Raw genomic sequence first — 22,687 nt, forward strand, 5'->3', positions numbered from 1 at the left:
GGGGCGGGTGGCCAGGGTGAAGGCCGATTGGTCGGCGGCGTGGACGACGAGGCGGGCGGCGGCCTGGAACGCGCCGAGGTGGGCGAGGTCGTGCGCGCCGAGGAACGGGGCGGTGTGGCGCTCCAGTTGGCGGGCGTCCTCGGGCGAGCAGTTGAAGAGGATCTTGTTGCGGGCGTTCGCGGAGATGCCTTCGCGCAGATCGGCCGGGAGCTGGGCGAGGTTCTGGTGCGCCAGGACCAGGGAGAGGCGGTAGCCACGCGCCTCGGCGAGCATGTCCTCCAGCGGATACGGCAGCGTGAGGAAGTTGTGGCACTCGTCCAGCACCAGCGTCGCGTCCCTGCGGGTCTGCTCGCCCGACGCGGCGCGTCGGGCGGCGGCCTGCCAGGTCTTGGCGACGACGAAGGAGCCAAGCAGCCGGGCCGTCTCCTCGCCGAGGACGCCCTTGGGGAGGCGGACCAGGGCGATGCCGCCGTCGAGGACGTCGGCGAGGTCGAAGGTGGAGGCGCCGGCGGCGATGGTGTCGGTGACGAAGGTCCGCAGCAGGAACGCGCGGAGCTTGTTCATCAGCGGCCCGGTGATGGTCGCGCGGGTGGGTTCGGAGAGTTGCTCGTACCAGGTCCAAAAGCCCCGCAGGGTCTTCTCGTGGGGGTCGAGTCGGGCGACGGTGCGTTGGCGCATCGCGGAGCTGGTCAGCAGGAGCGGGATGTCGGCGAGTGTGACCGGCTGGCCGGGCAGCTGGGTGTGGATGAGGGTCAGGCAGGCGGCGCGCATGACGTCGTCGGTGCGCGGTCCCCAGAACGCGGTGAAGATGCGCCGGAAGATGCCGACCAGGTTGTCGACGACGACGTCCGTGTCGCTGCCGCCGGTCTCCAGGACGTTCAGGCGAGGCGGACGCGAAGCGTCGGCCGGGTCCAGCACGACGGTCCGCGGCAGGGCGTGCTCAGGCAGGCGCGCGAGGATGTCGAGGACCAGGTCGCCCTTGGGGTCAACGACCAGTGCGCCGCGCCCGGCTTCGGCATCGGCGAGAACGAGGTTGGCGAGCAGTGTGGACTTCCCCGAGCCGGTGGCGCCCATGACATGCAGGTGGTGGCGTCCGTCCGGGACCCGCAGCCCGACCATGCGGGCAGGGCCAAGATCGGCGCGGCCCAGCGGCTTCACATCGGGCCCAGGTTCGGGGGTGCGGGCGGGCGGCAGGACCTTTCGAGCGCCCGCCCGGGTCAGCCCCGGGGCACCCGGGTCGAGCGGCAGGTGGGCGAGGGCGGCGAGTTCAGGGACAGACAGCAGGTCCCCGCGCAGCGGGAAGTGACGCTCAGCCAGCGACCTGGCCGGGTGGTGGAGGCGGTGGCGGGCGTACCAGTTGCGGGCGGCGTAGACAGCGAATGCGGAGGCAACCTGGTGCGCCCGGCCACGGGCACGTGCCTCAGCCTCCCGACGCACTCCCTCTCCCGAGTCGCCGGAGATTGCCAGGATGACGGCGTAGCGGATCGCGGTGTCCCACAGTGGGGCGGCGGTCTTGGCGAGGGCGGCACGCAGCTGGTCGGCGCGCTCCGGATCGTGCCGGGTGGGGGTACCGCGCTGGGGCTGGTGCGCCAGCAGGTCGAGGAACCGGCCGGGTCGGGCGGGAGCGGCGCTTCCCTGCTGCAGGCTGCGGAGTTTGCGCTTCGCGCGACGCACTCGCGCGCCGGTGGCAGGGCGGGCGAGGATCTGGACGGTGACGTGTTCACCGTCGCTGAGGTTCTGGCCCGCGCCGAGGAGGGCGCGCAGTGGGTCGGCGTCGTGGCGGTGCTCGATGGGCAGGATGTCCGGGCGGGCGAGGCGTAGCCGGCCGCCGGTCGCGACCGCGTGCTCGGGCATGGCGAAGGCGTGGCCTGGCAGCGGGTGTGTGTGGGCGCCGGGCCAGGCTGCTTCGACCGCGCGTTCCAGGAGCCGCAGCGGGACGCTGCCGGGTGCCCAGAGGCGCAGGCTCACTCCGGCGGGGGTGAAGCGGTACTCGAATACGAGGTGGGGGTGCTGGCCGGCGAGGCGTCGCCACCAGGGGCGGAGTAGTCCGCGCAGGTGCGCCCACAGGGCGTTGGCGCCGGCCGGGTCCACGATCGGTGCGACCAGGATCTCCAGGCCGTGCCCGGTTCGCGTCAGCCGCCGCTGCGCGTAGTGATGCCCGAGGACGCGACCCACGGCGGCGCCCCCCGCGGCGATGGTCGCGGCGGGGAGGGCGATGGGCCAGGTATGGGCGGCGAGGTGTGTGACGGCGGTGAGCGGGGTCTGGGGGTCCAGGAGGAAGCGGCCGAGAATGCCGCCATTCGCGCTCACCGCACGCCCGCTGCGGTGGGGTGTTCGATGCCCGTAGTGATCAGCTCCTCTTCCCGCGGGGAGGCGATGCTGCGGAACGCCGCCCGGTGGCCCGGTCCCGCGCACAGCAGGGCTTCGCCGCGCTGGGCGGCGAGCAGGTAGGCGGCCTCGCCGGCGGAGAGACCGAAAGCGTCGGTGACGGCGTCGATGGCCTGCGGGGCCTGGCGCAGCAGGATCTGGGTTGCGGCGTTGGCGACGACGGCCTTGCCCAGGTCGGTGGCCAGCAGGTCTGCTGCGTCCTGGGTCACCACCGCGAGGCCGGCTCGGTGCTTGCGGGCGGCCTTGGCCATGGTGAACAGGAACTTTGCGCCTTCGCCGTCACGCATCAACAGCCACGCCTCGTCCACGACGACCAGGCGCCGGCGCGGATCGGCAGGGTTGCTGACGGTGCGCCAGATGCGGTCGAGAGCCAGCAGCGTTCCGACTGCGGCGAGTTCGTCGGGCAGGTCCCGCAGGCTGTAGACGGTCAGGTGGCCGCCCCGCGCTTGGGTGGTGGGGGCCTCGAACAGCTCTCGGTGCGAACCCGTTGTGTAGGGGGTGAGCTGGTCGGCGAGCGCCACCGCCGAGGGATCGGCAAACTCGGTCAAGGTTTGGACCAGATCGGCGAGCAGCGGTGCGGGCCGGTTGTGGGTGCGCGGGTCCACGGTGATCCCGCGCTGGTGGTAGGCGGCCAGGATCGCCCTGTCCAGCAGGGCCTTCTGCGCTCCGGCGAACGGTGCACCGAGCAGCACTTGCAGGAAGGTGTGGGTGAACAGCGCGCGGCGGGTCAGTGCCTGGGGTCCATCCTCGGGGGCGAGGTCGAGCGGATTGAGCCGTACTCCTGGTGCGCCGAGCCGCACGACCGTGCCGCCCACGGCGTCGGCCAGGGCGGTGTACTCGTCTTCGGGGTCGACGACGTGGACTTGGACGCCTTGGTAGAGGGAGCGAAGGACGTCGAGTTTGGTCAGGTAGGACTTGCCCGCGCCGGAGCGGGCCAGGGTGACGGAGTTGTGGTTGTCCAGGCTCCAGCGGTCCCACAGCAGCAGGCCCGAGGCGCTGGCGTTGACCCCGTAGAGCACTCCGGAAGGGCGCTGTTGCTTGTCAGCGTGGGTGGTGGGCATGTCCGGGGAGGCGAACGGGAACGCCGCCGCCAACGAGGCCGTGTCGAAGGTGCGCGTCACGCCGAGCTGATCGGTGCCGAGCGGTAGGCAGGTCGTCCAGCCCTGAAGGGCGCGCCATGTGGCCGGGTGGACCCGCAGCAGCATGGACTCCGCCAGGGCGCGCACGGCGGAGACCTCGTCGGCGAGCTCGTCCGGGCCCGGGGCGTAGACGGTGAGGTAGAGGCCGGCCTGGAAGAGCTTGCCCTCGCCGCGGGCCACCCGCCACGCGAGTTCAGCGGCATCGATGGCTGCCGCGTCCGTCGTCGGATCGTCGAGCCGGCCGTGGTGCGCGGCGGCTCGGCGGTGGGACTCCAGGCGGGCGCGCTGTTTGCGCAGCCGGTCGGCGGCCGCCTGTACGGGGACGGGGGTGATGTGGAGGGAGACGTCTAGGCGGCCCGGGTAGCTCAACAGGGGGTCGAGCCAGCCGGGCGCGACCTCGGCAGGGTAGCCGGTCACGATCAAGGTGGCGGCCACGTGGTCGCCGAGGCCGATCCGGCGGGCCTCCACCTGCACGCTGTCCGGACCCAACCCGTCAACCACCAGGCAGCCCTCGGACGTTGCCCTGCCAAGGCGTGACAACAGCTGGGAGATCACCGTTCTCCTTCGAGGGTGACGGGCTTACTGGGGACGGCTGGCCGCGGATGCATGGGGGCGTCGCCGTCACAGGCGGCGGACAGGGCAGACCACGCTTGATGCGCGTCCAAGACGCGAGTGCCGACCTCGGCGGCGACGAGCAGCGAGCCGCTGTCCGCCGCCCGACGCAGCACGCGCTGCCGCGCGGCGGGGTCGGCGCTGTCTTCACGGTGGACCAGCAGCACGTCGCGGGCGAGGAGGTCTCGGCCCTCGCTCAGGTGGCCGAGGAAGTCGGCGTGCTCGCCGGCGGCATCCTCCAGCAGTGGATGCGGCAGCGTGGGTGCGCTCTCGCGAAGAGCCGCGATCATCGGGGCCAGGTCCAGCCGGCGCGTGCGGACCAGGATCTGCACCGGACCGGTGAGGGCGTTGAGCCACCGGCCCAGTGCAGCGACCAGCGCCCGCTGCTCGCCCGGGGTGCGCAGGGCGAAGTTCACCGTCTCGGTCCGGGAGAGCACCGCGCAGCCGTCGGACAGGGTGAGGGCGCCGTCCGCGTCGAGGCCGGTCACCGGCAGGGGGAGTTCCGCCAGCCCGTCGGCAGGGTGCACGAGGGGGGCGGGCAGGAGATGGAGTGGGGCCCGGCGGTGGCGCAGCCAGTGGCCGAGCCACCGGTCCATGCCGATCCCGTCCCTGCGGCCGAGCACGACCGCGATGCTGACTGCGGCGACCGGCAGGGCGCCGATCGCGAACACCAGCGGCGGGAGCACCGGGCGGCTGGCCTGCCACAGCGCCCACAGGGCGATGCCAGCCAGGCCGAGTTGCACGAGCTGGCGGGCGGTCAGGTTCCAGGCGAGCTTGTCGCTCTGCTCGACGTCGGCGGGGATCTTCACCAGCGGGTCCCACGACTCAGGTTCCGGGTCACGGCGATTCACTTCGGGGCTTCTTTCGCTGTCTCGTTGGGGTTTTCGGTCCGCCGGGCAGCGGCGGGGCGGGCAGCGCACGGCGCGGGAGCGGCGGGGGCAGAGCAGGACGGGGCCGTGGCGTGACCGGCGGGCGGGGCGGCGCTGGGCGGGGGCCGCCTCCGCCCGGCCCCGGTGGTGGTGTTGGGGTGGGCGCCCGGGTCGGCTGCTGGCCTCCGCGCCCGGTGGGCAGTGCGGTCCTGCCCGGCGCGGGAGGCGCCGCCGCAGGCTGACGTCGCGGCGTGGCACCTCCCGTCCCGCCGGGCTGCGGCGGGCCGTGGCGGCGCGGTGTCCCCCATTGGTAGGTCGGCACGCTGGGGCCGCTGCCTGTCCGCACGCCGGGGTGCGGGCCCGCACCGTGGCTGGGACGCGGGCCTCCCGGTGGGGTGCCGGGGCCGCTTCGTCCTCTCGCGCCGCCGCCTGGCCCCGGCGGTCGGGGCTGGCCCCCTCCCCCGGGCGCGCCTGGTGGCTTGGGCCCGCGGGGGTTCGGGCCGCCCGGCGTGCCTGGCGGGCGCCCCGGTCCCCGCCCGAGCATCCCGAACAGTCCCGGCGAGCCTGGCGGGCGGAACCGGCCGGCGATCTGGGCGCCGAGAGCGTAGGGGCCGAGCGGCAGGCCGATTGCGCCGAGGGCGACTTTCTGCAGGAGGTGCAGGCCGCCCCGGCCGCCGACGGTGCGCTGGACCGGGTTGGTGACCAGGTGCCGGATCCAGCCGGGGATCTTGACCAGCAGGTAGAGGCAGCCCCCGAGCACGGTGAGGTTGATCAGCGCCCCGGCGGTGGGAGCCCCCAGGAAGTTGTAGTTGCCAGGGTCGAGCAGGACTTTGACGGTGACCAGGAAGACCACGGACTGCAGGACCTGGATGCCCATGATTCCGAAGAACGCCTTCCACCACAGGCGGGCCGCGCCCTCGGTGGCCGGGGAGCCGTGGCAGGCCAGCAGGAGCGGTGCGGCGACGACCAGGACCAGGACGCAGGCGATGCGGACCAGGACGGTGGCCACGACCGCGACGGCGATGACCGTGACGGCGAGGGCAAACACCACGAGGTAGAGCGGCCCGGTGGTCGGGTTGCCGTTCAGGAGCATCCCGGTGAGGGTTCCGGCCAGGTCGTCGGCAGTGATGCCGTCGCCGAAGACCGCTGCGCTGACCGCGTTCGCCAGGCCGATCACCTGGTGGCAGACCGTCAGCGAAAGGTTCGCGGCCAGCATCCCCAGCACCAGGCGCGGGATCAGGTCTCGCGCCGCCCAGCGCTGCTGCACCGTGCCGTGAGCCATGACCAGGATCCCGGCGGCCAGCACCGCCAGCACGTACAGCGAGCACGCCAGCCCCCGCAGACTCTCCCAAAGCCCGGCCACGCGAGGGATCTGCGTGACGTCCGGCGTGGACAGCAGCAGGTGGGCCAGAAGGTTCATCACCGGCACCACGAACGGCTGCAACAGGCCCGCGAGGAAGGACGCGATCGCGTCCTTCACCTCGCCCGGGATGTCGAACAGTCCGGTCGCATTCGGATCGGACGGGGTGGCCGGCTGGATCAACCCGCCGTCAGGCGGCGGCGCGGGCCTACCCGGCTTCCCATCGCTGCCGGGTGTCCCGGTGACCGGGGCAGGCGACGGACCCGGCGCTGGAGACGGGACCTTTCCCGCGCTAGTTGCGGCTGGTGGGGTGGGTGGTGCTCCGGCCGAGGGCTGCGGCGCCCCCGGATCAGCGACCGCACTCGCCTGAACGCCGGTGAGAGGGAGCAGGGAGATGGCGGCGAGGACGGTGATGTGGAGGAGGCGGTGGCGCCTCATGCGCCGACCATCTTCTTCAGCACGGTCACGATGACGGGCGCGAGGATCGCGAGGATGTAGCCCTGGCCGGCGCTCTTGAGTGCGCCTTTGGCCTTCTCCACCTCGCCCGGGTCGCCGCCGGCCATCAAGTAGCGGACCCCGCCGATGGTGAGGAACAGCGTCGCAAGTCCCGCCAGCAGGCCGACGATCCAGTTCGTGATGTTCGAGATCGTCTGGTCGATCGTCGCCACGGCGATGACCGCGCTCGCGATACCCGCAGCGCTCGCCGCCGGACTGCTCACGGCCCAACACCCCACGGACAAGCCCGCAAGGAGCAGCGCTCGCGGCGGGCGTCTCGGGCGGGGGAACCGGAATCTGGGCATGCGGGAACCTCCACGACGAGACGGGGGGAGCAGGTGGGTCCGGGTGGTGCCGCCATGAGCGGCGGCACCACCCGAAGGAGCGGGAGAGAGCGGATGTACGGTGAGCCCGGGGGTGTCCGTCGGGCCTTCACCTCCCTCAAGGGGTCGTGAAGGACCAGGTGCGAAGTGTCAACGTCCGCGGCGCGGACCCCGGGAACACCACGCCTGGCGACTACTGGCGCCAGTCGGCATGGCCTCTCACCCTCAAGAAACCGAATTTTCGGGCCGATCCAAACGCTCGAAATTCAATTCGACGTCCTCGCTGGACAGTCGGCCCGACGCGATCGCCCCCGCGAGCTTGCGCTCGGTGCGCGTGCGCAGCATGAACAGGCTCTCCCGCGAACCGCCCAAGAGCCTGGTGACCTCGGCCATCGGTGTCCCGTCCAGGCGGGTCCAGGCGACGATCCGCGCGCCCTTGGCGGAGATGATGCCCTTGCGGACCGCGACGGCGAGGAGCTGCTCCGGCTGGACCCGCTCGTCCCGTGCGGCAGGAACGTGCTCCAGCTCCACCTCCGCCTCCCGCACCCGGGACGCCCGGGTGAGTGCGGCGCGCGCCGCCCGCTCGGCAGCCCACAGAAGACGGGCCGGGATCCGGGCCGGGTCACGCCGCCAGGTCCCGTCCTCCTGCATGGCGGCGAACTGCTCCCAGAAACCCCCAAGCACGATCATCTGGATCTCCGCCCGGTCCTCCGGACCGGCCGTCTTGACCGTCTGCGCCCAGCGCATGCTCACTCGGGTCAACCCCGGCAGGGCCATACCGACCGCGGCCAGGCGCCAGTCCTGTCCTTCACGCCCACCAAGCCCGGCCAATTCGAACAGCCTCGCCCACACCGCGCCGCGCGTGGGGTGGCCGAGGGCCGGGTGCAGCAGGAGGGCGCGCAACGCCACCACGTCGACCGTCCCGTCCGGCAGGCCCTCGCCTAGGTCAGCGGTCTTCATCTCCAGCGGCACCGGCCGCTCCACCAACGCACGGAACTCCCGCGCCACCTGCTCCAGCGGGTACAGCACTCCAGCGGCAGTCATGTCGCGATCCCCTTCGTCGAAGGCCGGCGGCGACCCCGACGGACCGCCCGGGCCTATCGCGCCGAAGCCGCCTCCTTCGCCCCTCCGCCCCAGCCCCGCGGCACCTCCCGACCACCTCCGGCAGGCATCCGATCCACCTCCCGGCAGAGGCTGGTCCCGATCGCCCGGCGCACCGGAGGTCCGTCGCTGACCTGCGCACACGCGCCGCTGTCACAAGAGCCCGAGGTGCAGACCCTGGCCTCGCAAGCCATGGAATTCTGTTCTGCGACGCTTGCACCGACGGACCGTCGCGACGATCGCGACGATCGCGAGCGAGTATCGGCTACACGCGCTCGCGACCTCCGGCACACCGCCGAAGCCTGGGGTGCGGCCGATCACCGCCCGGCCTACCCTGAACGCGTGAAAGGCGTCGTGGTCGCCCTCGCGGCGGTGGGCACCTTGGCCGCGGTCACGGCCTGCTCGTCCGGTGTCACCTCCCAGTCGGTCAACCCGACTCGCACGGTGACCGCGACCGTCACTCACCAGGCCGCACCCACCCCAACCAGCGGGCCCACGCACACGTCGATTCCGCCGAGCAGCGCGCACGCAGTAGAGCCCACGGCGACCGTCACCACCGTCCCGCCGCGCGCCACACCAACCTCGCGGGGCGGCTCCTCGGCAGCGACGACCACGGTCGTGATCTACGGATGCGACGGGCGGCCGGTCGGCCAGCCCGCGACGTTCATCCTGTTCTGCGGCGACGCGGGCGCGGCCCTGCAGAGCCTTGCCTGGACCGGCTGGGGAGGACCCAGCGCAACCGCCGCCGGCTGGCTGCGCCAGAACACGTGTGTACCGAACTGCGCCGCCGGAGGCTCCGTTTCCTATCCCGCCACCGTGACGGTCAGCGGCCTCACAGGCGGCCGCTACACGAGCATGCACGTCAACGCGCCCAGCGCCCCCACCCCCAGCTCGGACTTCAAGCTCGGCCTGAACGGACCGGTCATCAGTCGCTGACCTGCCCGACCCACGCACACCACAGGCTTCGAATCTGGCCTGGGTTGGCCGGCGCACCCCCATGCGGCACGGCCACAAGCCACCTCCGGCGAACCTCCGGTCTTCCTCCGTTTTCACTAGCAGATGACACCGGAGGAAGACCGGAGGTACGGCCCTGAGCAGCAAGAATGTGGCGTTGGGCTCCCCTCGGCCCGGCTGGAGATCTGCGGCGCCACCACAACTGCGACCTCTGGGGAAGCTCCTCGCACATGCCGCTGCCCCGGTCCCGGTTCCCTGCTCACGGCACCCGCTTCGACGGTCTACCGCGCTCACCCTGAGTGCGACCTCGTGGGCTATCGCAAGACGGTGCTGCGGTCGAATTTCTGATCGTGCGTTTGGATCGGGCCGAAAAATGCGTTTCTTAGGGTGTCAGCGTCCTGCGGCGCCCGTCGGGCCAGCCGTCCATGAACGACCACCGCACCCACGCATCCTCCGATGACCTCGTCCCCACCCCGCGCGGCCGGCACCGCCGCGACACCACCCGCCTCGACGGTCTGCCCTCCGTTCCGCTGTCGGTCTGGCTGACCGAACCGCTCACCGGGTGCTGCCCACTGTGCGCCGACCCCGTCGGCACCGCCTGCGCCCGCCGCCTCCCCCTTCCCCTGGTCCGCCAGATCACCGAGACCTACAGCCAGCCCGGCGACGTCGTGTGGGTACCCGATGCCGGCAACGGCAGCCCGCTCATCGCCCCGGTCACCTGCGGCCGCAAGGTCATCGGCTACGCCCGCACCCCCGACCACGCCCGCACCACATCCGCCCTCCTGAATGAGCAGCCCACCGAAGTCGCCTCCCTGGCCGTACTCCGGCACGTCCCGCCCACGGGCCTGCCCGGCCAGAGCGAACGCCTCGCCTCCCGCGCGGCGCTCGCGATCCTGGCCCCGCACCACCCGGCCGGCGCCTCCGAACTAGCGCCGGTGCTGGACGCCACCGTGCGCGTCCTGCGCCCGGGCGGCGTCGCGGTGGTGGTCACCCGTCAGCAGCCGGGCCAGGACCGGCCCGGCCTGCTCACCGCCTTCGCGCAGGCCGCCGGGCTCACCTACCTGCAGCACGTCGCCGCCGTCGAGGCCACCGCCAGCAACGGCAAGCTGCGCCCCCGCACCGAGCCCACCGCCGCGCACGGCCCGGACTGCGCCTGCACCGGCCCCACCGCCCGCGCCGGACGGCACCAGGTCGCCCACAACGACCTGCTCATCTTCACCAAGTAGCCGAGGAGCCCGCCATGACCACCGCCTGCAACCTCGACTCCCCCTCGCCGCTCGACGCCGCCCGCGCGGCCTTGGCAGATGCGCCGTGCTCGGTGTGGGTGACCGCCCAGGCCAGCCCGGCCACCCAGCGCAAGGGCCGCTACCTGGCCGGCTCCACCGCCCACCCCGGCAAGATGCTCCCTGCCATCGCCCGCCACGCCATCACCGCCTACACCCAGCCCGGCCACACCGTGCTCGACCCGATGTGCGGCATCGGCACCACCCTGGTCGAGGCCGCCCACCTCGGCCGCCACGCCATCGGCATCGAACTCGAACACCGCTGGGCGAAGCTCGCCCGCCACAACGTCATGCACGCCCACCGCCAGGGCGCCGAAGGCGCCGCCACCGTCTACCGCGGCGACGCCCGCGACGCCGACCGCATCGTCAACCCCGAACTGCACGGCAGCGTGAACCTGCTGCTCACCTCACCCCCCTACGGCGCCTCACTGCACGGGCAGGTCCGCTCCACCCGCGAGACCGGCCAGGACGGCATCGTGAAGTTCCACGACACCTACGGCGCGAGCATGGGAAACCTCGCGCACGCGCCCACCGACGAGCTGCTGGACTCGTTCACGCAGATCCTGCGCTCCTGCCGCCCCCTGCTCGCCGACGGCGCCACGATCGCGGTCACCGCCCGGCCGTGGCGCGAACACGGGGAACTGGTCGACCTCCCTGCGGCTGTGGTAGCCGCCGGCCAGGCCGTGGGCCTGGTCCTGGTCGAACGGTGCGTCGCGCTGCTGGCCGCCGTCCGCGACGGGCACCTGCAGGCACGGCCCTCGTTCTTCCAGCTCCGCAACGTCCGCGCCGCCCGCGCGGCTGGCATCCCCATGTCGCTGATCGTCCACGAGGACCTCCTCTGCCTCCAAGCCCCCTCCTCCGCTCCCGGACCCCAGTCCGTCGGAGGCCCCGGCAGCCCCTTGTGGTCCGGTGAGCCGCTGGCGAGCACCGTATGAGCGAACCCAAACCACTGCTGCTGGGGTCGCTGTGCAGCGGCATCGGCGGACTCGACCTGGCCGTCGAAGCCGTCTACGGCACCCGCCTCGCCTGGACCAGCGACCCCGACCCCGCAGCCGCCACCGTCCTCGCTGCCCGCCTTGGCGCACACAATCTGGGCGACATCACCCAGGTCGACTGGACGCGAGTGCCGCGCGTCCACGTCATCTCCTGCGGCGCCCCCTGCCAGCCGTTCAGCTTCGCCGGGAAACGGAAAGGCACCGATGACCCGCGCTACCTGTGGCCCCACGTCACCGAAGCCCTTCGCCATCTGGTGCCGGACCTGTTTTCTCTGCACTTGTCAACGCTGGGGCGGGTGCCCGGTCGGCCCCAGCGTCGGACTTCAGGACATTGGCGCGGGGGCGTCACTGACGCCTTCGCCGAGCAGGCGTTCGACGTGTGCCGTCTTTGCCCGCAGGGCAATCAAGGTCTGCTCCAGGCCTGCGACTTCGCCGAGCCATTGCCGCCCGCGGGCCTCGGTGATGCGCGCGTCGAGGTTCTCCTCGAGTTCTCGCATCAAGGGCAGGCGGCTGGGCTCAGCTCGGAGCATCGGGCAGCGCACGCAGGCGTGTTCATGAGCGCAGGGACTGCCGTAGGGCCGATCGCAGTTGCCGTAGGCCACCTTGCGGAGCGTGAAGTGGCGCTCGAAGTCAGCCCATTCCTCGCTGGTGGGCTCGCGGTACTCCTCGCCGGGCCGGTCCTGCCGGCGGGAATGGATGTAGGCCTGGTAGGTCCGCAGCGTCTCCTCCGGGTAGATCGCCGCGTAACTGCGCGTTGTGTCCAGGTTGGTGTGCCCCAAGATCGCAGCCGCGATGTGGATCGGCAGTCCAGTGTTGACGACGTCGGTTGCGAACAGCCGTCGGAAGTCGTGCGGGGTGAAGCTGATGAGGGTGCCGTCGGTGTCGTAGACCGGCGAGCGCTCCAGCGTGCGGCTGATCCAGTTCCGGACCGTTTCGGGGCTGAAGACCTGGTGGCCCGAGCCGAGGGTGCGCTGGAACAGGTGTGGCAGCGGCGGGCCGTAGACGCGTTCGTGGATGTCGTAGCGCGAGCAGGAGGGGATGACGCCGTTCGCCCCGCGGACTCGGGTGACCACCTGCGCCAACACGTGGGCCAGTTCCGGGGTGATCGGGAAGACCCGTTCCGCGTCGATCTTGGAGGGGGCGATCTGCAGCAGCGGCACGATCTCGCCGCCTGGCTGGGTGTAGCGGCGGATGGAGAGGTGGGTCAGTTCCATCATCTCCTCGATCCTCAGCCCGGACAGTCGCAGGACTTCGATCGCGGCCCAGGCCCAGAAGCTCTCGCGTTCCTCGGCGACGGCATCGAAGGGCCTGGCGTCGCCGACTGGGCTCGCTTGCACCAAGACTTGTCGCGCCTGCTTGGTCTTGCAGGCAACGCGCAGGTAGGAGCGGCCGTCGACGGCGAAGGCAGTTCCGGGCTCCGTCGTGCGCGCGGTGGCCAGCAGTGTCCGTGCGTGGTCGCGGCGGGCGCGGGCGACCGCGGTCAGGTGCGGCAGAGCCGGGGCGAGGGTGCGGGTGCGGGCGTGCATCCGGGCCTTGACCTCACCTTGGTGCTTGCGCCGGGCGGCCAGGTCGCCCTTGGTCACCGGGCAGGGGGCCGCCCAGACCGCCCAGCGAGCCGGGTCTTCGTAGGCCCAGTGGTTGATGTCGGCGTAGAACGCCCGCACGGCGTTCAGCAGCGCGTAACGCTCCTGACGGACCGTGCCGTCCGGGCGGGTGGCGATCCGGCGCTTCCAGGCGTCGGCGACCTCGGGCGGCAGGCTCAGGGACGTGATGCCGGGCTGGTGGCGTTCCAGGTCGCCCCAGAACAGCTCGCCGAGCCAGTAGACCTGGTTGGACAAGGTGCTGTAGTCCGTGCCCGGCACCCGGTGCCGGAAGTACTCCACGAGCAGGTCACGCATGGGCCGGTGGACCAGGCCGTGGCGGTCCACCAGCTCCTCGACGGTCAGCTGGCGGAACTGGACCGCGGCTCGCAGGCGGGCCGGCCCCTCGATCATGTGCTGGTCGTGCATGACGCGCCAGAGGGCTTCGAGTGGCGTGATCGGCATCTTGTTGAACCGGGCCTTGAGCCGCCAGTGGTGAGCGATGAGGTCCTCGGCGGCGATCTCGTCGATGGTCTTGGCCACGGACACCAGCATCATCACCAGGTGCCGCATCGCCATGCCGACGATGCGGTCGTCCGCTCCCTGGTCCCGCAGCAGCTTGGCGAGCAGGACGAAGCGCTCCGGTTCCCGACAGGACTGGTAGAGCGGGTAGAGGTCGACGAACTTGTGCCGCACCAGCCAGTCCGCGTCGGGGTGGAGCACTCCGCAGCAGATCAGGACGGCGACGCCCTTCACGAGGCGGTAGCGGCGCGCATTGGAGGCCTCACTGAACGCCTTGGCCGCGTCCTGGATTCCGCTGGCGAGCCAGCGCTGCTGCCAGGTCGCGCCGGGGAAGCGGGACAGCCACCTGGTGATCTCTGCCAAGCACCAGCGCCGCGAGTGGTGGCGGACCGGGTCCTCGACGCCCAGGACCTCCACGCTGAGGGCTTCCAGCGCGTCGACGTCCGCGTTCGCGAGTTCGGGACCGCATGCGGCCAGGGCCGCGTGGTCGACCACGGGCGCCGGGAAGTCCTTGACTGTCAGCACCGATGCCTGGCGCATCAGGGTGAGTGCGTCTCTGGTACCGGTCATCGTCTATGCCTGCCCGTCGCCGAAGAGAAGGGCAAGGTCGGCCGCGTCGTAGGCGGGGTGCGGGCGGGGCGGCGGAGGGTCCGCGCGGCGGGCGTGGTACTCCAGGGTGCGGGCGATCAGCGTCTCCAGCTCGACGGTCGTGTAGACCTGAGTGCTGGTCAGGCTCTTGTGGCGCAGGACCGCCTGCACGTCGGTAATGGCCATGTTGGGGTCAGCCGCCATGCGGGTCGCGCAGGTGTGCCGCAAATCGTGCAGCGTGATGTTGCTGCCCAGCTTGGCGTTGGCGCGGTTGAGCACCGCGCGCATCGCGGTGTAGCTCAAGGGGCGGCGGCTTCCGCGCAGGGTCACCCACAGCGGTGCCCCGGGATCCAGTGGCTGGTCGGCCGGGCTGACCCGCCCTTCGGCGAGGTAAAGCCGGGTCCATACGAAGGCGTCCGGGGAGGCCGGTATCTTCTCGACCGCCCGTGTCCCCTTGCCGATCACCTGGATGGTCTGGCGGCCGAAGTCCAGGTCTCCGCAGGTCATCCCCAGCAATTCGGAGGCCCGCGCGCCGCTGGAGATGTAGTGCGCCAGCAGGGCGCGGTCGCGGTGGCTCGTCATCAGGGCGAACAGCTCGTCGAACAGGGCGTCGGGCATGGCCCGCGGTGTCTGCTTGGGCACCTTTTGCCGGTAGGCGCCGCGGCGATGCGGTGCGACGGGCAGCATCGGGTTGCCGTGCGCCCCCGCTCGCTCGCCGCTGCGCGAAGCTGTGGGCACCGGGTTGACCAGCGGGCCACGCGCGAACGAGCGGTGGAACTCGTAGAACCGGCTCAGGACGGCCAGTTGGTGGTTGATCGTCCGCGGCGCGTACCCGTCTGGCAGATGGGCCTTTCCCGTGCGGGCGTTCACCGCGCCGGCCCTGGGCGTGTCGGGGCGCGAACGCCGACGTTGCGGGTTGTCCGCGGAGCGCATCCACAGCACGAGGTCCCGGACGTCCTCCCGGCAGGCGCGATGCCACTCGACATCGTTCGCTGCCAGGAAGCGCCACCACCGCAGCATGTCGTAGGCGTACGAGCGGCACGACGACGCGTAGTCACCCGCCGTCAACTCCCGGATGAACTGCGTGATCGCCTCGATCGGTTCGCCCGCCGCGTCGACAACCTCGACTGGGAGTCCGTCCCGACCCGGCTCCGCCACGCGACCAACTCTCGGCAGCTGCAACGACCCGACATCGCGCGCTCCACCACTCACCTGCACTCCTCCGCCGATCCAGGGGCCAAAGATCAAGGACTTAGTGCAGTCAACAAGGTCGTCATGGAACAGGTCCCCGGCTACATCAGCCTCGGCCTCCAGCACGCGCTCGACGACCTGGCCGCGCTGGGCTTTGACGACATCCGATGGGGTGTTGTGGCAGCTTCCGACGCCGGATGCTGCCACCAGCGCAAGCGCCTGTTCCTCACTGCTGCCCACCCCCAGGGCCTCGGCCGGGGAGCAACGGCAGACCCGCCGCTCCCCCTCCCAGCACGCCGGGCGCCGCGGGAAGTCCCTTGCGGCGGAAGTCGGCGAGATCACCGCTGCACGCACCAGCGAGCCGCCGCGCCTGCTGCCCACCCCCACGGCCTGCGACGGCAGCAAGGGCTCCCCCGGCCGCCGCTACTCCAACGGCCCCACGCTGTCGTCGCTGGCCGCGGGCATCAAGCTGCTCCCAACTCCTCGGGCGAGCGACACCGGCACCCCAGGCCGCCGCGCGACACCGGGGTTCCGGCCGCCCCTGTCGCAGGTCGTGCTACCCATCGCGCCACCGGGCCCGACTGGCGCGAATACACCGACGCCATCCGCCGCTGGGAAGCCGTCCTCGGACGCCCAGCACCCCACCCCGCCGACGAACACCGAAGGCTGAGACCCGAATTCGTCGAATGGCTCCAAGCCTTCCCCGACGGCTACACCGACCTGCCCGGGCTCAGCCGCGCCGCACGGCTCCGCCTCCTCGGCGGCGCGGTTAACCAGATTCAAGGCGCCCTTGCCCTGCGCGTGCTGCACGACCTCGACCTGTGAACCAGGTGGTGGCGGCCCCCCGGGCCGCCACCAGCACCCCCGCACCCAGTTCAAACGCCCGTGCTGCGCACGACCCCTCTTCCGTGTGGCAGGCGCGCCGCAACACCTTCCAGGTGCGTTGAACACGGCACCCCTCAGATAAGGAATCAAGCGCTGATGAACCTGACCCGACGCAGTGCCACCCTGGCCGCCCTCATCGCGGCTGCGCTGATGACCGCCGCTCAGCCCGCGCTGGCCAACCAGTGGATCTCCCTCGACGCCGCCTCCGGCGACAGCTCCGTCACGGGGCACGCGGAACTGAGCGTCACCCGGGACCACGGCGGCTACCGCATCACCGGGGCCGTCGAAGCCTTCAGGGGCTGCGTCGAACTCAAGGCCGTCAACATGCACCTGGGCGACTATTGGGGCGGCGACACCATCACGAAGACCTGCAAGCCCAACACCCGGGTCCCGGTTGACTCATGGACCCATCACGGCGACGTCGTCCTCACCGCCCTCGTCGACGGCGGCCCCGACTGGGACAGCCGGATCGTCGCCCTCCACGGCTGACAACCCACAGCGCCACACCGGACAGGAGAACCCGCGCGCCCCTTCCCCATGTGGGAAGGGGGCCGCCGTGCAACCGATCCACCCGCCGCAAGGGAAGGCTCGCGTGTCAGCCGACACCTCTGCATCAGAGCAGGCACACGACCTGAACACTCTGCTGGGCGCAACAGCCCGCGCTGCTACCCAGCGTCGCGGACGAACTCGCCACCCCCAGCCACCGTCGATTGAGCGCGAACCGACCGCCGGGGAATCCGAACGGCCCCACCGCGGCAACCCCGGCCCACCGCTTGCGAGTCCGACTCGGCGCCGGAGAAACCCACGCAGCGCTCCGGAAGCGCCGGCGGACGAACCCGACGAGATCGAAGCGGGCGAACACACGCCTCCTGCCACCATCCCTGTTCCTGGGCAGATGCTCTACACCAGCGAGCAGGCGGCCATGCTGCTCCAGATGTCGGCCGGCTGGCTACGCCGCCAAGCGGCCCAGGGCCTTGTCGGCCACGTCCTGATCGCCCGCAAGGTCCGCTTCACGCGAGCCGACCTCGAAGAAATCATCGCCCGCCACCACCGCGCCGTCACGAAGCGATGAACCTGACCTGATCAGCGCAGTCACTCTGGCGCTGGGGACGAATCCACGACCCGCTTCCCCTTACCGGCCACGCAGAGCGTTGATGGACCCCGACGCCACCGGGCACGCGGCGCCGCGCAGCGGCGTCCGTCTCCAGCCCGGCAAACGTTCCCTGAGGAAGGAGTGGCCCATGGCCTGGGTCGAGAAGCACGGACGGACCTGGCGCGTGCGGTACTGGAAGGACGACGGCACAGCCGGCTCAGTGCCTGGTTTCCTGACCCACGACGACGCCCGCGACCACGCCGTGACCATCCAGGACCGCCGCATTCTGCAACCACCTGCTCGCACCGTCCAGGCCGACGCCCCGCTAGCCCCGGCGGTGATCACCCCGACCGAAGGAGCGGCCGCCGGACTCTGCTTCGCGGACTGGCTTGAGACTTGGTGGGAGACCATCGACATCGGCGACAACACCCTCGCCCAGTACAAGTCCCTGACGAAGAACCACCTCATCCCCCGCTGGGGCGCGGTGCCGCTGACCGACATCAGCCCGTCCCAAGTTCAGGTCTGGGTCAAGGACCTGTACACCACCCACACACCCAGTACCGTCAGCGCGATCCGGAAGCTCCTCGCGCTGATCCTGACCGACGCCGTCGAAGAAGGGCTACTCACCACCAACCCCGTCCGCAAGCGCAACCGAGGCCGCACCCGCTCCCATGACCCCGCACAGGAGAAGATCTGGGCGGACGAACACGAAGTACGCGCCATCGCCTCCCGGGTCCTCCAACTCGCCAGCCCCAACCAAGCCCTCCTCGTGATCACCGCCGCATACACCGGAATGCGCTGGGGCGAACTCGCAGGCCTCCGGCGAGAGAACTGCCACCTAAACGGGAGCCAGCCCCGACTCGTCATCAACCCCCAATCGGGAGCGCTCCACGAGATCAACGGCCGCCTCACTTACGGCCCACCGAAGACACCGGCCAGCGCCAGAAACATCACACTGCCCACGTTCCTCGCTGAACTCCTCGCCAACGAGCTCAAACGCCACCGCCACGCCCACATCTTCACCAGCATCAACGGCAAACACCTACGCCGCTCTTGCTTCGGCCGACGCACCTGGGCACCCGCCGTCAACGGCATCACCCTCGCCGACGGCACCGTCTGGAAACCCCTTAAGCCCGGCCTGACCTTCCACGGACTGCGCCACTCCCACAAGACCTGGTTGATCGAAGACGGCCTCCCCGACGTCGTCCAAGCACGCCGCCTCGGACACCGCATGGACCGAGACATCGACGACATCTACAGCCACGTCGCCACCGCCCTCAACGACAAGCTCCTCGGTGCGCTCAGCGCCCGGTGGAACCGATCGCTCACGCCACCCTCAGGGTGAACTGCGATAGTGGCCCTGGTGGTTCGTGTCAGGCTGGACACGAACCACCAGGGACTCTTTCTCCATCTCTCCGCAGGACAGCGCGTCCTTCTCCGGCAGCAGGCCAACAGAGACTGAACCCGGCGTACATGGCCGACTCGTCCGCCGCCCTACAACGTCGCAGGTCAGGCGGCTGCCTGAGCACGCAGGGAACGCCTCGGGGCCAATTCGGGGCCAACAAGCCGTCCCATAGCCGATCAAGCAGCGCCCCACTACTCCGAGACCCCGTTGGACGCGCGAGCGAACGAGGTGCTCGACGATCTTGGATCACCGCAGGTCAAAGAGCCGTTGCTCCCATTCGCGCATGCGTACCTCAGGAGAGTTAAGGAGCACGCGGACGAAGTGGACTGAACTGACAGAACATTGCGCATTCGACCGGTACTCTCCGTCCCCCGTACTACCTCACCCTGAGCTGCCCGCGATCCTGGCCCTGCTGCCCATCCTCGCCAGCAGCGGACCGGGGGCGGGTTCTGGCCGCGCTGATCGGGGTGAACCTGGGCCCAACCTCACCTACGTCGGCTGGCCACTTTGCTGTGGCGGCGCATCCTGCACGAGCACGACACCGACGCCGACCTCGGCGACTTCACCCGCCTCGGCCTGCTCACGGTGCACGCCACCGTGGTGGCGGCCACTGCGGCACCGTGGGCCATGCTGCAGGCGATCGGAGGCTGAGCGTGAGCGGGACCGTGCTGGTGTGGATCACCGAGGGAACCTGGCAGGCCGCCATCGACGCCGCCCGCACCCACACCCCCGCCGGCACCGGCATCACCCTGCTCTGCGTCACGGCGACGATGTGGCCGAAGCCGCGCACGGGGACTTCGCCGGGCTGCTCGGTCGCGGCGGACCGGGTCACGATCCCGGTAACCAGGTGCAGACCCTCGCCGACAACACCGCAACTGGCCTGCTCGCCGCCGCCCGACGCCTGGACCGCGGTCCGGTCGCCCGCCGCGACCTCCATGGTCACGTCGGACGCGAGGTCGTCCACGCCGCCCAGGAGCCTCCCGGCTGATCTGCGCGCGCGACGGCGACCGCGGGCACCTTGGCCCGCAGAGCCTGGGCCCCGCGACGCGTTTCGTGGTCGACCAGGGTGCCGTGCCCCGTGCTGCTGGTGTGGCCCGCACCCGCCCGAGGCATCGAGTACCTCCCGCCGGCCCCGCCACCCAACCGGCCGTGAGCCGGGGTCAGTGGTCGCCGGAGAAGATCTCCCGGGCCTCGCGCACAGCGTAAAAGACGATCAGATAGCCGCTGACCGGGTCCGCCCACCACCAGCCCATGGCGGCGTTCAGGGTCAGGCCGAGCAGGACGGCGGCGGCCAGCACACCGTCGATGAAGGTGACCCTGCCCTCGGTCTTCAGCACCGGGTTGTCCAACGCCGCACCCGTGCGGGCCTTGCCCGTCGCCAGGACGAACATCACCGCCGCGGTGACCGCGGTCCACGCGATACCCAGCGCCGAATGGCGCGGATGGAAGCGGACGGCCAGCACCAGCGTGGACTGCACCGCGAGGTACACGGCCAGCAGCGCGAACGCCCCGCCGATCAACCGAAGAGCCCGGCGCTGCCGGTCCTCGCCGGTCCCCGACAGCTCCCAGATCACCACGGTCGAGGCGCCGATCTCGATCAGGGAGTCCAGGCCGAACCCTGCCAGCGCCACCGACCGAGCCCCGACCGCGGCCACGGCCAGCACCACGATGCCGACCACATTCCAGCCGAGCGTGCCGTACTCCAGCGCGAAGCCCCGGCGCAGCAGGGACGCGCGGCTGATCTCGTGCAACGTGTTCACGCCGGAAGTCTCCCAGGCCGAACGATCAGCCACGGCACAGGGCCACCGAAGCCGAACTCTCGCTGCCGCCCACGGCTGTTCGAATGTCCCCCGGCACACCCACACCCGGCCGACCGGGAGGGTGGCTCCGGCCCGGTGGCGTCAGGCGCGTGCGGGGTCCAGGCCGCGGGCGGTGACCAGGTGGGCGGTACCGTCGACCAGGCGGTAGGCCAAGCCCACCACGGCCGCGCGTCCCGTTTCCACCGCGGTGGCCAGGATGCGGGAGCGGTCCATGAGCAGGTCCACGGTGTGCTCTATCTGGGCGGCGATGAAGTCCCCGTCCTCGGTTCGTCCGGCGGCGCGGGCGGCCAGCACGCTGGGGGTGACCCGCTCGATGACGTCGCGCACGTAGCCTTCGGCGGTGGTGCCGTCGGCGACGGCCGCCCTGGCCGCCGCGACCGCGCCGCAGGAATCGTGGCCGAGGACGACCACCAGCGGGCAGCCGAGGACGCTGACGCCGTACTCAATGCTGCCCAGGACCTCCGGGCCCATCACGTGTCCGGCGGTGCGGACCACGAACAAGTCGCCCAGTCCGCGGTCGAAAATGATCTCCGCGGCCAGGCGGGAGTCGGAGCAGCCGAACAGCACCGCGAACGGGCTCTGACCCGCTGCCTGTTCCGTCCGGCGGGCGGCGTCCTGGTTCGGATGCTGTGGGGCGGCGCCGGTGAACCTGCTGTTGCCCGCCATCAGCAGGTCGAACGCTTCTTGGGGAGTGTCGATCACGTCCGGCAGCCTACGGCCTGAACCGCGATGCCGTACGCACCCGTCGGCGGCACCGGGCCCATCCCATCGGCAGCGGGTCGGGTGCTGCCATCACTACGGCTCGGTTCCGTCAGCTGCCGCCGGGTGAGCGTCACGGTGGCAGCGCACCGCGGCCCTTGGCCGGGCGAAGCGCACACATGGCCGCCGGGTGCTGCTGGGGTCAGGCCGCCGCTGGCGGCGGGAACGCTTCCCGCAGCCGTTGGCGTTGACGGTCGCTCAGCCCACCTGCAGTGCGCCGCTCGGCGATGCCAAGCGCGTGCGTCAGCTGCGCGGCGTGGATCTTGTCGACTCCCGGCAGCGCTTCCAGCAGCTCACGCACGGGCATCGCGTCCACGACGGCGTGCTCGTGGTCCAGGACGTCCGCAAGGGCCCTGCCGTCAGCAAGCTCGGCGAGGACCCGCGCGCGTTCGCCCGCGTCGGCGTCGTCCGGCCGGCCCGGGTGTGGCCGCCGCTTGTGCAGGAAGTGTCGATCCACTACCGCCTCCCGTTCGCATTCCCTGGAAAGTCATCATGCCCCGCGGGCGCACCACCGACCCCTTCCGGCGTGCCGGCGCGCGCGGCGGTGCGCTCCACGGGAGGACCGGATCACGTGTCCTGGCCGGGTCCGTGGCCGTAGCGGTGGGCGAGGCGGGGGTCGGTTTCCCACCAGGGGCGTGCCGGGTCCGGCAACTGCGGGGATGGGGTGCGGTCCTCTTCGCGCGGGGCGGGGCCGATGGATGCGGCGGCGAGCTCTTCGCGGTCAAGTTGTTCGTCGACGGCCTTGGTGCGGGCGCGTTCCTCTTTCAGGACGCGGGCGATGAGGGCGGCCATGAACGGCACGCCGGCGATGTCGCCGAGCCCCCACAGGACGGCGCCACCCCATTTCTGGTCCTGGGCCGGGGCCCAGCCCCAGGGCCGGTTCAGGGTGTGCCAGTAGTGGGCAGCGAGGAGGTGCCCGCCGAAAACGAGAACGCAACCGAGCGCGGCGTCGAAGATCACCTCGGCGACAGTGATCACGACACCGAGGAGGGGGTGGTAGTGGCGCGGGACGGGGTCGATCTGCAGGCGGGGCCAGAAGTAGGCCAGCCCGGCGGCGACGAAGGCGAGGTGGAAGGCGGTGTTCCAGGCCGGGTCGGTGAGCGAGCGGGCGTACCAGGAGGTGAAGTAGAACAGCCACGGCGGCACGATGAGCAGCACGGTGGAGACCAGCGGGAACATCAGCACCCGCGAGAACCGTCCGGACAGCGCACCTTCCAATGCGACCTGCAGCCGGACGGGGGCGGCTTGGACGAGAAGGCTGACGGGCGCGCCGAGGGCAAGCAGCAGCGGCACGACCATGAGCAGCAGCACGGCCTGGACGGCGC

The 22,687-nt window shown here is 71.2% G+C and carries 18 protein-coding genes and 3 pseudogenes; 9 read left to right on the top strand and 12 right to left on the bottom strand.

Annotated features, from left to right (window positions below; all coding sequences use genetic code 11):
- From DN069_RS12910 to DN069_RS12945, 6 genes are all read right to left on the bottom strand, one after another.
- Positions 1 to 2,310 (bottom strand): DUF8128 domain-containing protein (locus DN069_RS12910; protein WP_111501092.1); only part of this gene is annotated, 2,310 nt, incomplete at its 3' end.
- On the bottom strand, positions 2,307 to 4,082 hold the full coding sequence (locus DN069_RS12915; protein WP_243639156.1) for a VirB4 family type IV secretion system protein: 1,776 nt from the start codon (positions 4,080 to 4,082) through the stop codon (positions 2,307 to 2,309). The genes DN069_RS12915 and DN069_RS12910, both read right to left, overlap by 4 nt.
- Positions 4,079 to 4,990 (bottom strand): PrgI family protein, encoded by a 912-nt coding sequence (locus DN069_RS12920; protein WP_207892139.1) that lies wholly within the window; start codon positions 4,988 to 4,990, stop codon positions 4,079 to 4,081. The genes DN069_RS12915 and DN069_RS12920 overlap by 4 nt, the downstream gene beginning before the upstream one ends.
- Positions 4,977 to 6,551 (bottom strand): TrbL/VirB6 family protein, encoded by a 1,575-nt coding sequence (locus DN069_RS40025; RefSeq protein ID WP_165845482.1) that lies wholly within the window; start codon positions 6,549 to 6,551, stop codon positions 4,977 to 4,979. The genes DN069_RS12920 and DN069_RS40025 overlap by 14 nt, the downstream gene beginning before the upstream one ends.
- Before the next feature lie 251 nt (positions 6,552 to 6,802).
- Complete coding sequence (locus DN069_RS12940) at positions 6,803 to 7,087, bottom strand: pilin (protein WP_341538467.1); 285 nt, start codon at positions 7,085 to 7,087, stop codon at positions 6,803 to 6,805.
- Between the two features lie 324 nt (positions 7,088 to 7,411).
- Entirely contained in the window at positions 7,412 to 8,230 is an 819-nt protein-coding gene (locus tag DN069_RS12945; RefSeq protein WP_133259903.1) for a hypothetical protein, read from the bottom strand.
- Positions 8,231 to 8,455: 225 nt separating this feature from the next.
- On the opposite strand from DN069_RS12945, the gene DN069_RS12950 reads away from it, so the two are divergent.
- The 4 genes and pseudogenes from DN069_RS12950 to DN069_RS42835 form a co-directional block, all read left to right on the top strand.
- Complete coding sequence (locus DN069_RS12950; RefSeq protein ID WP_133259904.1) at positions 8,456 to 9,223, top strand: hypothetical protein; 768 nt, start codon at positions 8,456 to 8,458, stop codon at positions 9,221 to 9,223.
- A 443-nt stretch (positions 9,224 to 9,666) separates the two neighbouring features.
- Positions 9,667 to 10,467 (top strand): hypothetical protein, encoded by an 801-nt coding sequence (locus DN069_RS12955; protein ID WP_111501099.1) that lies wholly within the window; start codon positions 9,667 to 9,669, stop codon positions 10,465 to 10,467.
- Between the two features lie 14 nt (positions 10,468 to 10,481).
- Positions 10,482 to 11,459: a TRM11 family SAM-dependent methyltransferase gene (locus DN069_RS12960; protein WP_111501100.1), complete on the top strand. Its 978-nt coding sequence runs from the start codon at positions 10,482 to 10,484 to the stop codon at positions 11,457 to 11,459.
- Positions 11,456 to 11,782, top strand: a pseudogene (locus tag DN069_RS42835) (DNA cytosine methyltransferase); the annotation flags it as partial. The gene DN069_RS12960 and the pseudogene DN069_RS42835, both read left to right, overlap by 4 nt.
- Positions 11,783 to 11,842: 60 nt before the next feature.
- Here the strand turns inward: DN069_RS42835 and DN069_RS12970 are convergent.
- Both DN069_RS12970 and DN069_RS12975 read right to left on the bottom strand, forming a co-directional pair.
- Positions 11,843 to 14,191 carry a site-specific integrase gene (locus DN069_RS12970; protein WP_207892140.1) on the bottom strand — a complete coding sequence of 783 codons (2,349 nt, stop codon included), beginning with the start codon at positions 14,189 to 14,191 and terminating at the stop codon, positions 11,843 to 11,845.
- Positions 14,192 to 14,194: 3 nt separating this feature from the next.
- The gene (locus DN069_RS12975; RefSeq protein WP_243639158.1) at positions 14,195 to 15,640 is read right to left on the bottom strand and encodes a tyrosine-type recombinase/integrase; all 1,446 of its coding nucleotides are present in this window, start codon (positions 15,638 to 15,640) and stop codon (positions 14,195 to 14,197) included.
- A gap of 741 nt (positions 15,641 to 16,381) precedes the next feature.
- Between DN069_RS12975 and DN069_RS12985 the strand changes: the two genes are divergently transcribed.
- The 5 genes and pseudogenes from DN069_RS12985 to DN069_RS13005 all read left to right on the top strand — a co-directional run bounded on the left by DN069_RS12985 (position 16,382) and on the right by DN069_RS13005 (position 19,936).
- Complete coding sequence (locus DN069_RS12985; RefSeq protein WP_111501104.1) at positions 16,382 to 16,774, top strand: hypothetical protein; 393 nt, start codon at positions 16,382 to 16,384, stop codon at positions 16,772 to 16,774.
- 406 nt (positions 16,775 to 17,180) lie between these two features.
- Positions 17,181 to 17,357, top strand: coding sequence for a helix-turn-helix domain-containing protein (locus DN069_RS12990; protein WP_111501105.1), 177 nt, complete (start codon positions 17,181 to 17,183; stop codon positions 17,355 to 17,357).
- 283 nt (positions 17,358 to 17,640) lie between these two features.
- On the top strand, positions 17,641 to 18,723 hold the full coding sequence (locus DN069_RS12995) for a tyrosine-type recombinase/integrase (RefSeq protein ID WP_165845483.1): 1,083 nt from the start codon (positions 17,641 to 17,643) through the stop codon (positions 18,721 to 18,723).
- Between the two features lie 451 nt (positions 18,724 to 19,174).
- A pseudogene (locus DN069_RS41490) lies at positions 19,175 to 19,434 on the top strand (arsenic transporter); the annotation flags it as partial.
- 2 nt (positions 19,435 to 19,436) lie between these two features.
- A pseudogene (locus DN069_RS13005) lies at positions 19,437 to 19,936 on the top strand (adenine nucleotide alpha hydrolase family protein).
- Between the two features lie 7 nt (positions 19,937 to 19,943).
- On the opposite strand, the gene DN069_RS13010 reads toward DN069_RS13005, so the two are convergent.
- The 4 genes from DN069_RS13010 to DN069_RS13025 all read right to left on the bottom strand — a co-directional run.
- Complete coding sequence (locus DN069_RS13010) at positions 19,944 to 20,543, bottom strand: cation efflux transmembrane domain-containing protein (protein ID WP_111501107.1); 600 nt, start codon at positions 20,541 to 20,543, stop codon at positions 19,944 to 19,946.
- 141 nt (positions 20,544 to 20,684) lie between these two features.
- Positions 20,685 to 21,269, bottom strand: coding sequence for a carbonic anhydrase (locus DN069_RS13015; protein ID WP_111501111.1), 585 nt, complete (start codon positions 21,267 to 21,269; stop codon positions 20,685 to 20,687).
- 235 nt (positions 21,270 to 21,504) lie between these two features.
- Positions 21,505 to 21,819, bottom strand: a complete 315-nt coding sequence (locus DN069_RS13020) for an integration host factor (RefSeq protein ID WP_111501108.1) — start codon at positions 21,817 to 21,819, stop codon at positions 21,505 to 21,507.
- Positions 21,820 to 21,929: 110 nt separating this feature from the next.
- Positions 21,930 to 22,687, bottom strand: a 758-nt coding sequence (locus DN069_RS13025; protein ID WP_111501109.1) for a cytochrome c oxidase assembly protein, incomplete at its 5' end; no start/stop codon positions are given.

It is taken from the genome of Streptacidiphilus pinicola, from assembly GCF_003258295.1.
GTDB classification, from domain to species: Bacteria; Actinomycetota; Actinomycetes; order Streptomycetales; family Streptomycetaceae; genus Streptacidiphilus; species Streptacidiphilus pinicola.